Raw genomic sequence first — 13,824 nt, 5'->3', positions numbered from 1 at the left:
CCGCTGGACCCGGCGGCCAACGCCCCGCGGCGCACCGCCACCGAGACCAGACGCCTGCAGAGGGCAACAAGCATGCTGGCTCGATGAACGCGGAAGCTAACGTCTCCACGGCCCGCTGGACCCACAGCCAACGCCCCGCGGCCAATCCAGAAGCCCAACGCCCCAGAGACTTCAAAAGAACGGGAGGGCGATCCCGCACATCGGCTGCGGTATGGCACGGGAAGAGCCGGGACCTGCTCTGTATGAAATATGACCGGCAGGAACAGGACGCATATCACTTGAAATGAAATGCAATGAATGAAATGAACGAAAAGATCAAAATTTGAAAGGCAGTTGTTGATTAAATGGATTATGAAATAGTCAGGCTGATAGACAGACCAGAGATAAAGGAACAAGCGGCGCAATGGTTTCATGAGAAATGGGGTATTCCATTGGAAGCGTATTTGGAAAGCATGGAAGAATGCCTGAAGGGCGCAACAGTTCCACAATGGTATATGGCAATGGAAGGTAATAGGATCATCTGCGGTCTGGGAGTGATCGAGAATGATTTCCACGATAGAAAAGACCTTACTCCAAACGTTTGTGCAGTATATACAGAAGAAGATAGACGGGGCAGCGGAATATCCGGCAATTTGCTGGATTATGTATGCGCTGATATGAAAAAGAAGGGAATCGGCACGTTATACCTGATAACAGACCATACCTGTTTTTATGAGCGTTACGGTTGGAAATTCCTTTGCATGGTCCAGGGAGACGGAGATTCTGAAATGACAAGAATGTATATTCATTAGAGAACAGAGAACCCCCGCCGGTGAGTCCAAGGCGGGTGCAGGCCTGTTTCTCATTATGAAAGTCAGTTTATGAAAGTCAGCCCGCGGGACGAATCACGTTTCCCAAGGAAACTTTTCTTCATTCATATAAAAATATTGGGCTTCCACAGAATAAAAGTCTGCGGAAGCCCTTTTTGCAGTTCTATTTTACCTCGATAAAATATTCGTCGAACGCCTTCAGATGACCGACGATCTCCGCTGAGGGCAGAGCGTCTTTCAGGCGGGCGAGAAGTTTTACCGCGTCCTTTTCCGGCAGGGCGTAGAGCAGGCCGCCGGAGGTCTGGGGGTCGAACATGACGTCGGCCCGAGCCAGCGAAACGCTTGAGGACAGGCGGACCATTCCTTCCAGATACCCCCGGTTGTTGTAAGCGCCGGCGGGGATGATCCCCATCTCCGCAAATTCTTCAGCCTGGGGCATGAGGGGAAGGGAGGCCGAGTCGATCTCCGCCGCCAGAAAGCTTCCCCGGGCCATCTCGCACACATGTCCCAAAAATCCGAAGCCGGTAATATCGGTACAGGCGTGGACCGGGGATGCAGAGGCGATCTCCGCGGCTGTACGGTTCAGAGCCGCCATGGTCTCCACCAGGACTTTGAAGGTCTCCGGTTCTGTCAGGCCGGCCTTGGCCGCGGTGTTCAGAATACCGGAGCCCAGAGGCTTGGTCAGGATCAGCACGTCGCCCTCCCGCGCGCCGCTGTTGGTCAGGATCTCGGAAGGATGGGCGAAGCCGGAGACGGACAGTCCGTATTTCGGCACCGCGTCCTTGATCGTGTGGCCGCCGGTGACGATGGCGCCGGCTTCAGCCACCTTTTCATAGCCGCCCTGGAGGATGCCCTGGACCATGTCCAGAGGAAGATCTTCCGGGTAGCAGAAGATGTTCATGGCCAGCTTGGGTCTTCCGCCCATGGCGTAAACGTCTGAGAGAGAATTGGCCGCGGCGATGCGGCCGTAGTCGTAGGGGTCGTCTACCACCGGCGGAAAAATATCCACCGTCTGGATGAGCGCCGTGTTCTCGTCTATCTTGTAAACGGAGGCGTCGTCGCTGGTGTCGAAGCCCACTATTAGATTTTCATCGTGGAATTTCGGTAAGTGACACAGAACCTGTGCCAGGGCGTCGGGCCCGATTTTAGCCGCTCACCCAGCGTGAGGCGTCATGTCGGTCAGCCTGGGTCCGTTCTGATCGCTGCAGCTCATAGTCATACCTCCTCTGTTTTGTCTTCGTAAAAAATAGTGTTGACGGACATGTCTCCGGTACGGCAGGGCGAGCGCTGTTCTGACGCGTCCGGGAAGGTCCGGAGCGCGGTGATCTTCACCTGCGTTGCTGACTCGGAAAACAGCAGTATTGTACCACAATTTTTCCAAACCGTCTACTTTTACAGTAAGGAAACGAACCGCGGCTGGTAACGGCGACCTTTCAAAGCAGACGCCGCGATGGGAGACGGGGGCGGGAGCTTGCCGGGGAATGCGCCCCAGGCTACAGCCGGCGCAGAACGAATGCGTCCAGCAGCATGGTACGTTCACGGTACGTTGCAGGGGAACTCTGTCACGAGAGCGGAGGATCATCTTTCGGATCGGCTGTCTCAACGTGCCGGAGGTCAAGAACACGGAAAGAAAACAGCACCGCCCGGACATCCGCAGTCACCCGCATTCGGTGCAGTATTCTGCTGCGGATCTGGATCGCCCGTACGTCTGAAATGGACAGGAGATGGGTCGAAAGCGGATCGGAGCGGGCCGAAAGTGGATCGGAGGAAAATCAAATGTGGATCAGGACGGGCCGGTGACAGATCAAATGGGGGTCAGCCATGCGTCAGATTTGATTCAGATGTGGATCGGGCATGTGTCGAAAGCGGACCGAGCCTGTGTCGAAGGCGGATCGGGTGTGGTTCAGATGTGGATCGAACGTGTGTCGAAAGCGGATCGGGCATGTGTCAAAAGCGGACCGAGCATGTGTCAGAGGTGGATCGGGCACGCGTCAGAAGCGGATCGACCGTGGGTCAGGGATGGATCGAGCGCGTGAGGGAAACGGAAGGAAAAACCGGCCGCCAAAATTTTGTGCGTGATTTGCAATTGAATCAGCATGGATTTAATGGCATAATAAGAAAGAAGCGGTCCATGGACAGACTGCAAATGACGGGAGAATGATACGCATATGAACAATATTATCGTAGGAACAGCGGGACACGTAGATCACGGAAAGACCTGTCTCATCAAGGCTCTGACCGGGGTGGACACAGACAGGCTCAAGGAAGAAAAACAGCGGGGGATCACCATTGAGCTGGGATTCGCGGATCTGCACACGCCGGACGGCGAGACCATCGGCATCATCGATGTGCCGGGCCACGAACGCTTTATCAAGAATATGCTGGCGGGCATCGGCGGCATCGATCTGGTGCTGCTGGTGGTCGCCGCCGACGAGGGCGTCATGCCCCAGACGGTGGAGCACCTGGACATCCTCAGACTGCTGGACATCAAGCGGGGGATCATCGTGCTCACCAAGGCGGACACGGTGGACGGGGACTGGTTGGAGATGGTGGCCGAGGACGTGCGCGAGGCGGTCAAGGGTACATTTCTGGCTGACGCCCCGCTGGTGGAAGTATCCTCTTTCACGGGACAGAATATCGATAAGCTCAGGGAGCTGATCTTCGAGCTGGTAAAAGACTGCTCGGAAAAAAACTGCAACCCGGACATCCTGCGCATTCCCATCGACCGGGTGTTCACCATCGGGGGCTTCGGAACGGTGATCACAGGAACGCTGACGGAGGGCAGCATTACCGTGGGTCAGGAGGTGGAGATCTATCCGTCGCAGAAGCCGGCTAAGGTGAGAAACCTGCAGGTCCACGGCAAGATGGTGGAGGAGGCCAGAGCGGGACAGCGGACCGCGGTAAATCTGGTCAACATAAAGAAAGAGGAGATCCGCAGGGGCGACGTGCTGGCGGCGAAGGGCTCTCTGACCACATCCATGATGATCGACGCGAAGATCTCCATGCTGGCCGACGCAAAACGGGAGCTTTTAAACGGCAGCCGGGTGCATCTGTACTACGGGTCGGACGAGATACTCTGCAAAGCGGTGCTTCTGGATGCTGAGGCGCTGGCTCCGGGGGAGAGCGGATACGCGCAGCTGCGCGTGGAAGGGGAGATCGCCGTGCGGCAGGGCGATCATTTTGTCATTCGCTTCTATTCGCCGGTGGAGACCATCGGCGGCGGAGTGGTACTGGATGCAAACCCCAGAAAGCACAAGCGGTTTGACGAGAAGGTGATCGAAGCACTCTCCGTGAGGGAGTCGGGCGACGACAGAGGGCTTCTGGAGCAGATGGTGAAGGAAGGAAGCAGGGACATGCTGAATCTGGACGCTCTGGCCCGTCAGCTGCGCCGGACTGCTCAGGAGACCGCGCGGATGGTGGACGAGCTGGTGGCGGAGGGGAAGGCGGTCATGCTGATGGACAGGGTCCCCATACACCGGGATTATCTGGAGCAGGCGGCGCAGGCGGCGGAGAAGCTCCTTCAGGAGTACCACGAGAAGAATCCGCTGTCCCCGGGCATGCAGAAGGAAGAATTTCGCACTAAGCTGCTGGCAAAGCTCCACAGAAGCGACGTCAGGGAGGCGGATCTGCTGCTGAAGCGTTTTGAGGAGGCAGGCCGCGTGCGGACGGCCGGCAACGCCGTGGCGAAAATAGATTTTGAGATCTCTTACACGCCGGAGCAGAAAAAACAGAGAGACAGGCTGGATGCATTCTACAGAAGCCGGGGATTCGAAGCTCCGGAGATCGAGGAGGCGCTGGCCGGGGAGAAGGACAAGAACGGAGCGAAGCAGACGGTGCTGGCGCTGGTCAACGAGGGCGCGCTGGTCCGTATGACGGGGCAGATCTATATGCACAGGGAGTATCACGACAAGGCTGTGCAGCTGATAAAGGAACAGATGAATGCAAAGGGAAGCATCACGCTGGCGGAGGCGAGGGACCTGATGAACACTTCGCGGAAATTTGCGTTGATGATCCTGGACTATACGGATGAAAAAAAGCTGACGGTGAAGGAAGGCGACGAGCGCGTGCCGGGAAAGGGTTCGCTGCTGTAGACGAAGGAGTAGACATGGAATTCAAACAGATCGAAGCGTTTGTAAACGTGGTCAAGTACAAGAGCTTTTCCAAGGCGGCCGACGCCTGCTTTCTGACTCAGCCCACCATCAGCGCTCACATCAGCACTCTGGAAAAGGAACTGGGCGTGCCTCTGCTGGACAGAAACGGACGGGGAGCCGTGCCCACGGGACAGGGAAAGGTATTCTATAAGTACGCCGCCGCCATGCTGAACACCCGGGAGAAGGCGTCCATGGCCATTCAGGGATACGGAAAGGACATGCGGGGCGTGCTGGAGATCCAGTCCTCGGCTGTGCCGGGAGAGTACATGCTTCCGGGGCTTTTGGCGGAATTTCACGAACTGTATCCCGCCGTGCGGTATTATGTGATGCAGTCGGACAGCGAGGAGGTCTCACGGAACATCATGGCGGGCAAGGGCGAACTGGGCTTTGCCGGGTCGGTGGAGGACAGCGCGCTCACTTATGAGGCTCTGCTGGAAGATGAACTGGTGGTCATCGCCCCGGCGGACGGCAGGCTGGGCCAGATGGGCGGGGATGAGATCGCGGCGGAAGACTTTATGGACGAGCCGATGATCCTGCGGGAGCAGGGTTCCGGAACGCGGCGGGAGTTTGAAAATTACATATCCGGCCTGGGGATCCGCCAGCGAAATATGAACGTGGTGGCCAGGCTCTCCAGTCTGGAGGCCATCAAGCAGGCTGTAAAGGGCGGGATGGGCTCGGCGGTCATTTCACGTCTGGCAGCGGAGGATCTCGCCGGCAGTCCGGATGTGCGGATTTTCCGCATCAGAGGTCTTCAGATGAATCGTATGTTCTATCTGGTACACAATAAGAGCATTACTCTCTCGCCCATCGCGGAGACCTTCCGCGGGTTTGTGACAGGAAAATATCAGGAACTGCGCAGAGACGCGCTGAAACAAGCCGCGAAATGAAGAGACGGCGGAGTGAGAGGACGGGGCCTTACAGCCTGCTGTTCCTTCCATGAAGTCTCCGAATGGCAGGATGAGAAATCCGCATGAGCAATAGGAGAATATTATTAATTTTTTAACAATTATAGCTTGCATCTATATCTGATGCTATGTTAAAATATGCTTGTAAATGAACACTGACTGGTTGATGATTGCGGGAGAGTTTGCTCAGGCAACACCGAAGGAATAAGCAGCGCATGATGCCAACGTGCGCCGTGATGATCTCAGGTACCCGAACCGCAGTCGGACAGAACTCTGGAAAGCGAAAGCGCCGAAGGGGCAATTCCGGCGGAGGCCATAAAGGCAGTCCGCTGCAGGGAGAAACTCTCAGGTTAGAAACAGAGCAGAAGGCATAATCTTGCATGCTTTCTGCTCTTTTTTGTTGGAGAACCGAAAGCCTGAGAGAAGCGGAAAGACCGCCTGTCCCCCACGTGGGCGGGCGGGGGAGACCCAGACGGCCGGCTGAAACGCCGAAACGCCGAAAAACGGCGGGCCGGCAGGGCCGTGGATCCGGAGCGTCAGGCATACAGGCACTTCACAAATGAAAGGAGAACATCACACCAATATGATTATCATCACAAACAATGAAAAGGTCAGAGAACGCTATGGCGAGGATCACAAGATCATGTTTATTGACGGATCGTATCGGGATGTGCTGATCGAAGCGCGGAACAGAGTTCATCAGGGGCAGAAGCTGCTGACGCACCCGCTTATGGGAAGCGTCAAACCCAACGAAACGCCTTTTAAATCTGTGGCCATGTCCGAAGAGACGGGCCCGCTGAGCATGGAATCTCTCCAGGTGATCGAACACAGTATAGCCACATACGACAAATTCATGGAGATGAAGCGTCCCCATCTCGGGGAAAATGCCAGTGAAAGTTTAAAAGACGATTTCAGGGAGATCGATCTATCGCTGCTCGCAAGCGCGCTGGGCTAGCGCCGGCGCCTGTCCGGAAGACCGGAGGCGGGGAGCGTGGAAACGGAGGGAGCCGAAGGCGTCCTCCGCAAAAATGTCCCGTATGACCCAAGGCCATATCGGGAAGCATAAAACTGCCAAAATCAGATGAGGAGGAGACATTGCGATGAAATTAGAATTGGGTTACATCCATATCAATGACATTCAATTTGGTCCCGAATCCAAAGTGCAGGGCGACGTGCTCTACGTCAATAAAGACGAAGTGAGAGCCATGCTGCTTGAGGATGAGACCATCGCGTCCGTTGATATCGAAATCGCAAAGCCGGGTGACAGCATCCGGATCACGCCCGTAAAAGACGTTATCGAGCCGAGAGTGAAGGTCGAGGGAAAAGGCGGAGTATTCCCGGGGATCATTTCCAAGGTGGAGACCGTCGGAAGCGGGAGGACGAACGTACTGAAAGGCGCAGCTGTGGTCACCACAGGCAAGATCGTCGGTTTCCAGGAGGGAATCATCGACATGACCGGTCCGGGGGCAGACTACACGCCGTTCTCCAAACTGAACAACCTGGTGCTGGTGATCGAACCGGTGGAAGGAATAAAGCAGCACGCTCATGAGCACGCCACCCGCATGGCCGGTCTGAAGACGGCGGACTATCTGGGAAAACTGGCGAAGTCCATCGAAGCGGAAGAAGTGAAGACCTATGAGACCTATTCCGTGACGGAAGGTCTGAAAAAGATGCCGGATCTGCCGAGAGTGGCTTACGTTCTCATGCTCCAGAGCCAGGGTCTGCTGCACGACACCTATGTGTACGGCGTGGACGCCAAGCAGTCTCTGAGCACGCTGATCTGCCCCACGGAACTGATGGACGGCGCCATCGTCAGCGGAAACTGCGTGTCCGCCTGCGATAAGAATACCACGTACCATCATCTGAACAATCCGGTCATAGAAGATCTGTTCGAAAAGCACGGAAAAGAATTAAACTTTGTGGGCGTGATCATCACCAATGAGAACGTATATCTGGCCGACAAGGAACGCTCCTCCAACTGGGCCGCCAAGCTGGCCGAGTTCCTGGGAGTGGACGGAGTCATCATCTCTCAGGAGGGCTTCGGAAATCCGGATACGGACCTGATCATGAACTGCAAGAAGATCGAAGCCAAGGGGATCAAGACCGTTATCATCACCGACGAGTATGCCGGTCAGGACGGCGCTTCTCAGTCTCTGGCGGACGCCGATGTCAGCGCCGACGCCGTGGTCACGGGAGGAAACGCCAACGTAGTCATCAAACTGCCGCCCATGGATAAGGTCATCGGTCATCCGGAGGTAGCCAACAAAATAGCCGGCGGATGGGACGGAAGCCTGAAGGAAGACGGCAGCATCGAGGCCGAACTGCAGGTTATCACCGGAGCAACCAATGAGCTTGGCTTCAACAGACTGAGCGCCAGATAGGAGGGAAAGAAATGAGTAAGCTTAAAGTAGTTCACTACATCAACCAGTTCTTTGCCAACATCGGCGGAGAAGAAAAAGCGGATTATCAGCCGGAGCTGCGCGACGGATTCGTAGGCCCTGGAATGGCATTCAACACCGCTTTCGGCGAGGAAGCCGAGATCGTCGCCACCGTGATCTGCGGCGACTCCTATTTCAATGAAAATCTCGACACGGCCAAGAAGACCGTTCTCGATATGATCAAAAGCAAGAGCCCGGATCTCGTGATCTGCGGACCTGCATTCAACGCCGGCCGTTACGGCGTAGCCTGCGGCACCGTGGCTGCGGCCGTCAAGGAAGAGCTTGGCGTTCCGGTCATCACCGGCATGTACAAGGAGAACCCCGGCGCGGATATGTTCAAAGCGAAGGTCTATATCGCTTCCACAAAGAACAGCGCCGCCGGCATGAGAGACGCGGTGAAGATAATGGCGCCGCTGGCTCTGAAGGTCGCCAAGGGCGAAAAGATCGGCGCTTCCGCAGAGGAAGGCTATATTCCCAACGGAATCCGCGTCAACTTCTTTGAGAAGGAGAGGGGCTCCAAGCGCGCGGTGAATATGCTGCTTGCGAAACTGGCCGGAAAAGAGTACGTCACCGAGTTCCCCATGCCGGACTTCGACCGCGTGACGCCCAATCCAGCTGTGAAGGATATCTCCAAGGCGAAGATCGCGCTGGTGACCTCCGGCGGGATCGTGCCCAAGGGCAATCCGGATCACATTGAGTCCTCCAGCGCTTCCCACTACGGCAAATACGATATCGAGGGCGTGACGGATCTGACCGCCGCTACCTATGAGACCGCTCACGGCGGCTACGACCCCGTTTATGCCAACGACGACGCGGACCGAGTGCTTCCCGTGGATGTCATGAGAGAGTTTGAGAAGGAAGGCAGGATCGGAAGCCTGCACAGATATTTCTATACGACGACAGGAAATGGAACTGCCGTTGCCAGCGCCAAGAAGTTTGCTGCGGAATACGCTCAGGAACTGAAAAACGACGGCGTGGACGCGGTTATTCTGACCTCCACCTGAGGAACCTGTACGCGTTGCGGTGCAACGATGGTAAAAGAAATTGAAAGAGCGGGCATTCCGGTGGTCCACGTCTGTACGGTAGTCCCCATCTCCCTGACAGTCGGAGCGAATCGGATCGTTCCGGCGGTAGCGATCCCGCATCCGCTTGGCAATCCGGCGCTGTCTGCGGAAGAAGAGAAGGATATCAGAAGAAAGATGCTCTCCAAGGCTCTGGAAGCGCTGTCCACAGAAGTGACGGATCAGACCGTGTTCGACTGGGTGACGGTCTAGGAATTTTTGGGGCATACGAAGATCTTTTGATGTGATCGAATCAAAACACATATCTGTCTGCCGGTCCGCTCTATGGGCCGGCAGACTTAAAATCGGGCTTACGGGCCCGGTCCGCCAGGGCGGAAATAAGGGTTTCGGCCCAGGAAAAAAGTGCCGGGGCCAGACGAAAAATATCAGTTGACGAAATTCTCTGACTGTTTCATAAATGCAATTTTAAAAAATAATCGTGATTACGAAACGCTGGACGCTAGAAATTGGAAGGGATGCAAGTGTCGACAAAAAACTGTCGGTGTCGATCTGCCGTTAATCGGCGAAAATTTTGCCTTGACTACCGATGTGAGAAAGATTAATCTTATCTAAGATGAAAGGAGTACACACTCATGAGCAAAATTTATGATGTCATCATTATCGGTGCCGGTCCGGCAGGACTTTCCGCAGGTCTGTATGCAGGCAGAGCCAGACTGAGCACTTTGATTATCGAAAAGGCAAAGGACGGCGGCCAGATCGTACAGACGGCTGAGATCGAAAACTATCCGGGATCTCTGGAAGAGGAATCCGGTCCTACGCTCATCGAGCGTATGTCCAAGCAGGCGGCTCACTTTGGAGCGGAAAAAGTCTTCGACACTGTTTTGGATGTGGAGCTTCAGGGCGATGTAAAGACCATCAAATGCGAGAACGGAACGTATCAGGGAAAAACCGTAATTATTGCGGCGGGAGCTTCTCCGGTGAATATCGGATGCCCGGGTGAGAAAGAATTCACAGGCAAGGGCGTTTCCTACTGCGCCACCTGCGACGCCGCATTCTTTGAAGATTTTGAGGTCTACGTAGTAGGCGGCGGCGACGCGGCGGTGGAAGAGGCGATGTACCTGACCAAGTTTGCCAGAAAGGTCACCGTCATCCACAGAAGAAACGAGCTGCGGGCGGCCAAGTCCATTCAGGAAAAAGCGTTCAAGAACGAGAAGATGGATTTCATGTGGGATTCTGTGATCAAGGAGCTCAAGGGCGACGGACTGCTTTCCTCCATGATCGTGGAAAACACGAAGACCGGCGAGCAGAGAGAGATCGTTGCGGATGAAGAGGACGGCCTCTTCGGCGTGTTCGTCTTCATCGGTTTCAAGCCTCAGACCGAAGTGTTTGAAGGCAAGCTGGCTCTGGAAAAGGGTTACATCCGCACGGACGACGATATGAAAACGGAAATTCCCGGCGTATTTGCCGCGGGCGATGTGAGAGTCAAGAGCCTGAGACAGGTAGTCACGGCGGCGGCCGACGGCGCCATCGCTGCGGTTCAGGCCGGAAAGTATATCGAGGAGCACGAATAGAGAAAACGGAAGTATCGTGCGGTTTACTTCACGGTCGGGAGGACTTGTTCGCGGCGGCGCTGCACTGTCTGCAGACTGCAAACGTGTCGAGCCGACAGCTCACACGTCGGAACCGTCTGTTTGCAGGCGGAGACGCGTTTGGCGGCGGCCTTGACCGAAAGTGGCACGGGATTTGCGTAGTAAGTGGTGAGAGTCTGTTTTGCCGCTGAAAAAAGGAGGAGTTAAAATGCTTGAGGTAGATAAGAACACATTTGAAGAAGAAGTATTGAAGGCTGAAGGATACGTGCTGGTGGATTTCTATGGAGACGGCTGCGAGCCCTGCAAGGCTCTGATGCCCCACGTGCACGAGCTGGCTGAAAAATATGAGGGCAAGATGAAGTTTGCCGCTCTGAACACCACCAAAGCCAGAAGACTGGCCATCGGTCAGAAGATCATGGGTCTGCCGGTCATCGCCGTTTACAAAGGCGGGGAAAAGGTAGACGAGTGTGTGAAGGACGACGCCACCGTAACCAATATCGAGGCGATGATCCAGAAGTACATCTAGAACGGTTTATCCTGCCTGCCGGGCATGAGGCGCGAAGCAGGCAGATAAGCATATTGCAACATTATGCCTTCAACTGACGGGAGCAGGTCCCAAAGGGCCGTTAAAGCGGCAACTGTCAATTGACGGCGAGAAGGAGGAATGAACATGGCCATTTTAAATGGAAAAAAGGTCATCATCATCGGTGACCGCGATGGCATTCCGGGTCCAGCTATTGCTGAATGTGTAGTTTCTGCGGGTGGAGAGGTAGTTTTCTCTTCCACTGAATGCTTCGTTTGAACGGCCGCAGGAGCCATGGATCTGGAAAACCAGAAGAGAGTTAAGGAATTTGCAGAACAGTATGGACCGGAAAACTGTGTCGTATTACTCGGCGCAGCGGAAGGTGAAGCTGCCGGACTGGCCGCTGAAACTGTAACTGCAGGTGACCCGACTTTCGCAGGTCCTTTGGCAGGAGTCTCGTTGGGACTCAGCGTATATCACGTTTGTGAACCGGAAATCAAAGAAGAAGTAGATGCAGGAATCTACGATGAGCAGATCAGTATGATGGAAATGGTACTGGACGTGGATGACATCGTAAGTGAGATGAGCTCGATCAGAGAACAATTCTGTAAATACTAATCTGAGGTATGGAAGGGGTGGTTCTTTTTGAACCACCCTTTTTTCAAGCCGAAAATCCGGTGTTTCAGACCTTCCAACATTCGATCGTTGCAGTATAAAGAGAGACAGACAGCGCGTTGATGAAAAGCGTATTATTATCAGAGTATCAATAAAGTGAGGAGAGAGTTACATGAGCAACAGCGTTTTGAAAGCAGCCAGCTATATCCTGGTCCATGTTCCGGATATGGTAATCCACAATGGAAGCACGCAGACCACCGAGCGGATCGTCAATCCCGAGTCCGAGTATCTGGTGGAACTGCCCAAGCATATCAGAAGCTATGAGGATGCGGTGGCCTATCCGCCCAACCAGACTTATATCGGAAACCTGCCTATCGACGATCTGGCGGCAATGGGACAGCCCTGGTCAGACAAAAAGTTTGACGGCGCGGACCGCTTTGGAAAATTCGGCGAGATCATGCCGGAGGATGAGTTTATTCTGCTGATGCAGATCTGCGATACCTTCGATCTGGTCAAGCTGGAGAAGAGCTTCGTGGATGCGGTAAAACCCAAGCTGGCGGCTCATCCGCTGGTGACGGAGAGCATGATGGAGCTGGTGAAGGAAGGCGTGGACGAGGCCGACATCAAACACTTTGTGGAGGATGAGCACGCAGAAGCGCTGCGCACCGGCGGAAAGATCGTCGGTTACGTAAAGCGGGCCCACGACGTCGACGTGAACCTCTCCGCCCACGTTATTTTTGAAAATCTGGTGTCCAAGGCCTCCGAGGTCCTGGCCCTGATCCATATCGTAAAGAACGCCGGCATCAGCCCGGAGGACGTGGATTACGTCATCGACTGCTGCGAGGAGGCGTGCGGCGACGTAAACCAGAGAGGCGGCGGCAACTTCGCCAAGGCTTCCGCTGAGATCGCCGGGTTTGTGAACGCCACCGGTTCCGACACCAGAGGCTTCTGCGCCGGTCCGGCTCACGCGCTGGTGGAGGCCGCTGCTCTGGTCAAGTCCGGGGCTTACAAGAACGTAGTAGTCGCTGCAGGCGGCTGCACGGCCAAGCTGGGCATGAACGGCAAGGATCACGTGAAGAAAGATCTGCCTATTCTGGAAGACGTGCTGGGCGGCGTAGCTGTTCTGGTCACTCAGAATGACGGCGAGAGCCCGGAATTCAATCTGGACTACATCGGCCGCCACAAGGTAGGGACCGGTTCTTCTCCCCAGGCTGTCATCACCTCTCTGGTGACCGATCCGCTGGACGCGGCGGGCCTTAAGATCACCGATATCGACAAATTCTCTCCGGAGATGCAGAATCCGGACGTCACGAAGCCTGCGGGGGCCGGAGACGTGCCGGAGGCCAACTATAAAATGATCGCGGCGCTGGGCGTAAAGAGAGGCGACATTGAGCGGGCAGGTATTCCCGAGTTTGTAAAGAATCACGGCATGGTGGGATTCGCTCCCACGCAGGGCCACATTCCTTCCGGTATTCCCTATCTGGGCTTTGCCAGAGAGGATATCATGAGCGGAAAGATCAATAGAGCCATGATCATCGGCAAGGGCAGCCTGTTCCTGGGCCGTATGACCAACCTGTTCGACGGAGTTTCCTTCATCGTTCAGGCGAACAGCGGCGCGGAAGAGGAAGGCGGCGTGTCCGAGGCTAAGGTCAAGAGCCTGATCGGCGAAGCCATGAAAGGCTTTGCGGCGGCGCTGCTGGCGGACGAGGAATAGTACAGGGGTATAGCGGCGGTCCCATGGGCCGGCGGCGGGAATGAGGCGGCGAAGCGTC

Annotated in this window: 11 protein-coding genes and 1 riboswitch; of the genes, 10 read left to right on the top strand and 1 reads right to left on the bottom strand. The window is 55.3% G+C overall.

Annotated features, from left to right (window positions below; translation table 11 throughout):
* Window positions 1-344: 344 nt before the first annotated feature.
* Complete coding sequence (locus E0E37_RS00360) at window positions 345-791, top strand: GNAT family N-acetyltransferase (protein WP_130860999.1); 447 nt, start codon at window positions 345-347, stop codon at window positions 789-791.
* 181 nt (window positions 792-972) lie between these two features.
* Here E0E37_RS00360 and selD read toward each other — a convergent pair whose 3' ends face one another.
* On the bottom strand, window positions 973-2,022 hold the full coding sequence (gene selD / locus E0E37_RS00355) for a selenide, water dikinase SelD (protein WP_130860998.1): 1,050 nt from the start codon (window positions 2,020-2,022) through the stop codon (window positions 973-975).
* A gap of 955 nt (window positions 2,023-2,977) precedes the next feature.
* Between selD and selB the strand changes: the two genes are divergently transcribed.
* The 9 genes from selB (at window position 2,978) to grdC (ending at window position 13,766) form a co-directional block, all read left to right on the top strand.
* Window positions 2,978-4,900: a selenocysteine-specific translation elongation factor gene (selB, locus tag E0E37_RS00350; RefSeq protein WP_130860997.1), complete on the top strand. Its 1,923-nt coding sequence runs from the start codon at window positions 2,978-2,980 to the stop codon at window positions 4,898-4,900.
* Between the two features lie 14 nt (window positions 4,901-4,914).
* A complete protein-coding gene (locus E0E37_RS00345) occupies window positions 4,915-5,847 on the top strand; it encodes a selenium metabolism-associated LysR family transcriptional regulator (RefSeq protein ID WP_130860996.1) in 933 nt (310 codons plus the stop codon).
* A 181-nt stretch (window positions 5,848-6,028) separates the two neighbouring features.
* Window positions 6,029-6,133, top strand: a riboswitch (glycine riboswitch).
* 315 nt (window positions 6,134-6,448) lie between these two features.
* The gene (locus E0E37_RS00340) at window positions 6,449-6,820 is read left to right on the top strand and encodes a GrdX family protein (RefSeq protein ID WP_130860995.1); all 372 of its coding nucleotides are present in this window, start codon (window positions 6,449-6,451) and stop codon (window positions 6,818-6,820) included.
* 145 nt (window positions 6,821-6,965) lie between these two features.
* The gene (locus E0E37_RS00335; RefSeq protein WP_130860994.1) at window positions 6,966-8,246 is read left to right on the top strand and encodes a glycine/sarcosine/betaine reductase component B subunit; all 1,281 of its coding nucleotides are present in this window, start codon (window positions 6,966-6,968) and stop codon (window positions 8,244-8,246) included.
* Between the two features lie 11 nt (window positions 8,247-8,257).
* Window positions 8,258-9,577 carry a glycine reductase complex selenoprotein B gene (gene grdB, locus E0E37_RS00330; protein WP_130860993.1) on the top strand — a complete coding sequence of 440 codons (1,320 nt, stop codon included), beginning with the start codon at window positions 8,258-8,260 and terminating at the stop codon, window positions 9,575-9,577.
* A 380-nt stretch (window positions 9,578-9,957) separates the two neighbouring features.
* Entirely contained in the window at window positions 9,958-10,896 is a 939-nt protein-coding gene (gene trxB, locus E0E37_RS00325; protein ID WP_130860992.1) for a thioredoxin-disulfide reductase, read from the top strand.
* 226 nt (window positions 10,897-11,122) lie between these two features.
* Window positions 11,123-11,440, top strand: coding sequence for a thioredoxin TrxA (trxA, locus tag E0E37_RS00320; RefSeq protein WP_130860991.1), 318 nt, complete (start codon window positions 11,123-11,125; stop codon window positions 11,438-11,440).
* Between the two features lie 144 nt (window positions 11,441-11,584).
* A complete protein-coding gene (gene grdA / locus E0E37_RS00315) occupies window positions 11,585-12,055 on the top strand; it encodes a glycine/sarcosine/betaine reductase complex selenoprotein A (protein ID WP_130860990.1) in 471 nt (156 codons plus the stop codon).
* Window positions 12,056-12,224: 169 nt separating this feature from the next.
* Entirely contained in the window at window positions 12,225-13,766 is a 1,542-nt protein-coding gene (grdC, locus tag E0E37_RS00310; RefSeq protein ID WP_130860989.1) for a glycine/sarcosine/betaine reductase complex component C subunit beta, read from the top strand.
* The last annotated feature ends 58 nt before the right edge of the window (window positions 13,767-13,824 follow it).

It is taken from the genome of Bacilliculturomica massiliensis (assembly GCF_900605495.1).
Classification (GTDB): domain Bacteria; phylum Bacillota; class Clostridia; order Peptostreptococcales; family Anaerovoracaceae; genus Bacilliculturomica; species Bacilliculturomica massiliensis.
The sequence above is the reverse complement of the archived record's forward strand: the minus strand, read 5'-3'. Positions and strand labels throughout refer to the sequence as shown.

What these genes read in the sequence shown, in the direction of transcription:
- E0E37_RS00360 (WP_130860999.1), top strand. Translation starts at nt 345, where the DNA reads ATGGATTATGAAATAGTCAGGCTGATAGACAGACCAGAGATAAAGGAA.
- selB (WP_130860997.1), top strand. Translation starts at nt 2,978, where the DNA reads ATGAACAATATTATCGTAGGAACAGCGGGACACGTAGATCACGGAAAG.
- E0E37_RS00345 (WP_130860996.1), top strand. Translation starts at nt 4,915, where the DNA reads ATGGAATTCAAACAGATCGAAGCGTTTGTAAACGTGGTCAAGTACAAG.
- E0E37_RS00340 (WP_130860995.1), top strand. Translation starts at nt 6,449, where the DNA reads ATGATTATCATCACAAACAATGAAAAGGTCAGAGAACGCTATGGCGAG.
- E0E37_RS00335 (WP_130860994.1), top strand. Translation starts at nt 6,966, where the DNA reads ATGAAATTAGAATTGGGTTACATCCATATCAATGACATTCAATTTGGT.
- trxB (WP_130860992.1), top strand. Translation starts at nt 9,958, where the DNA reads ATGAGCAAAATTTATGATGTCATCATTATCGGTGCCGGTCCGGCAGGA.
- trxA (WP_130860991.1), top strand. Translation starts at nt 11,123, where the DNA reads ATGCTTGAGGTAGATAAGAACACATTTGAAGAAGAAGTATTGAAGGCT.
- grdC (WP_130860989.1), top strand. Translation starts at nt 12,225, where the DNA reads ATGAGCAACAGCGTTTTGAAAGCAGCCAGCTATATCCTGGTCCATGTT.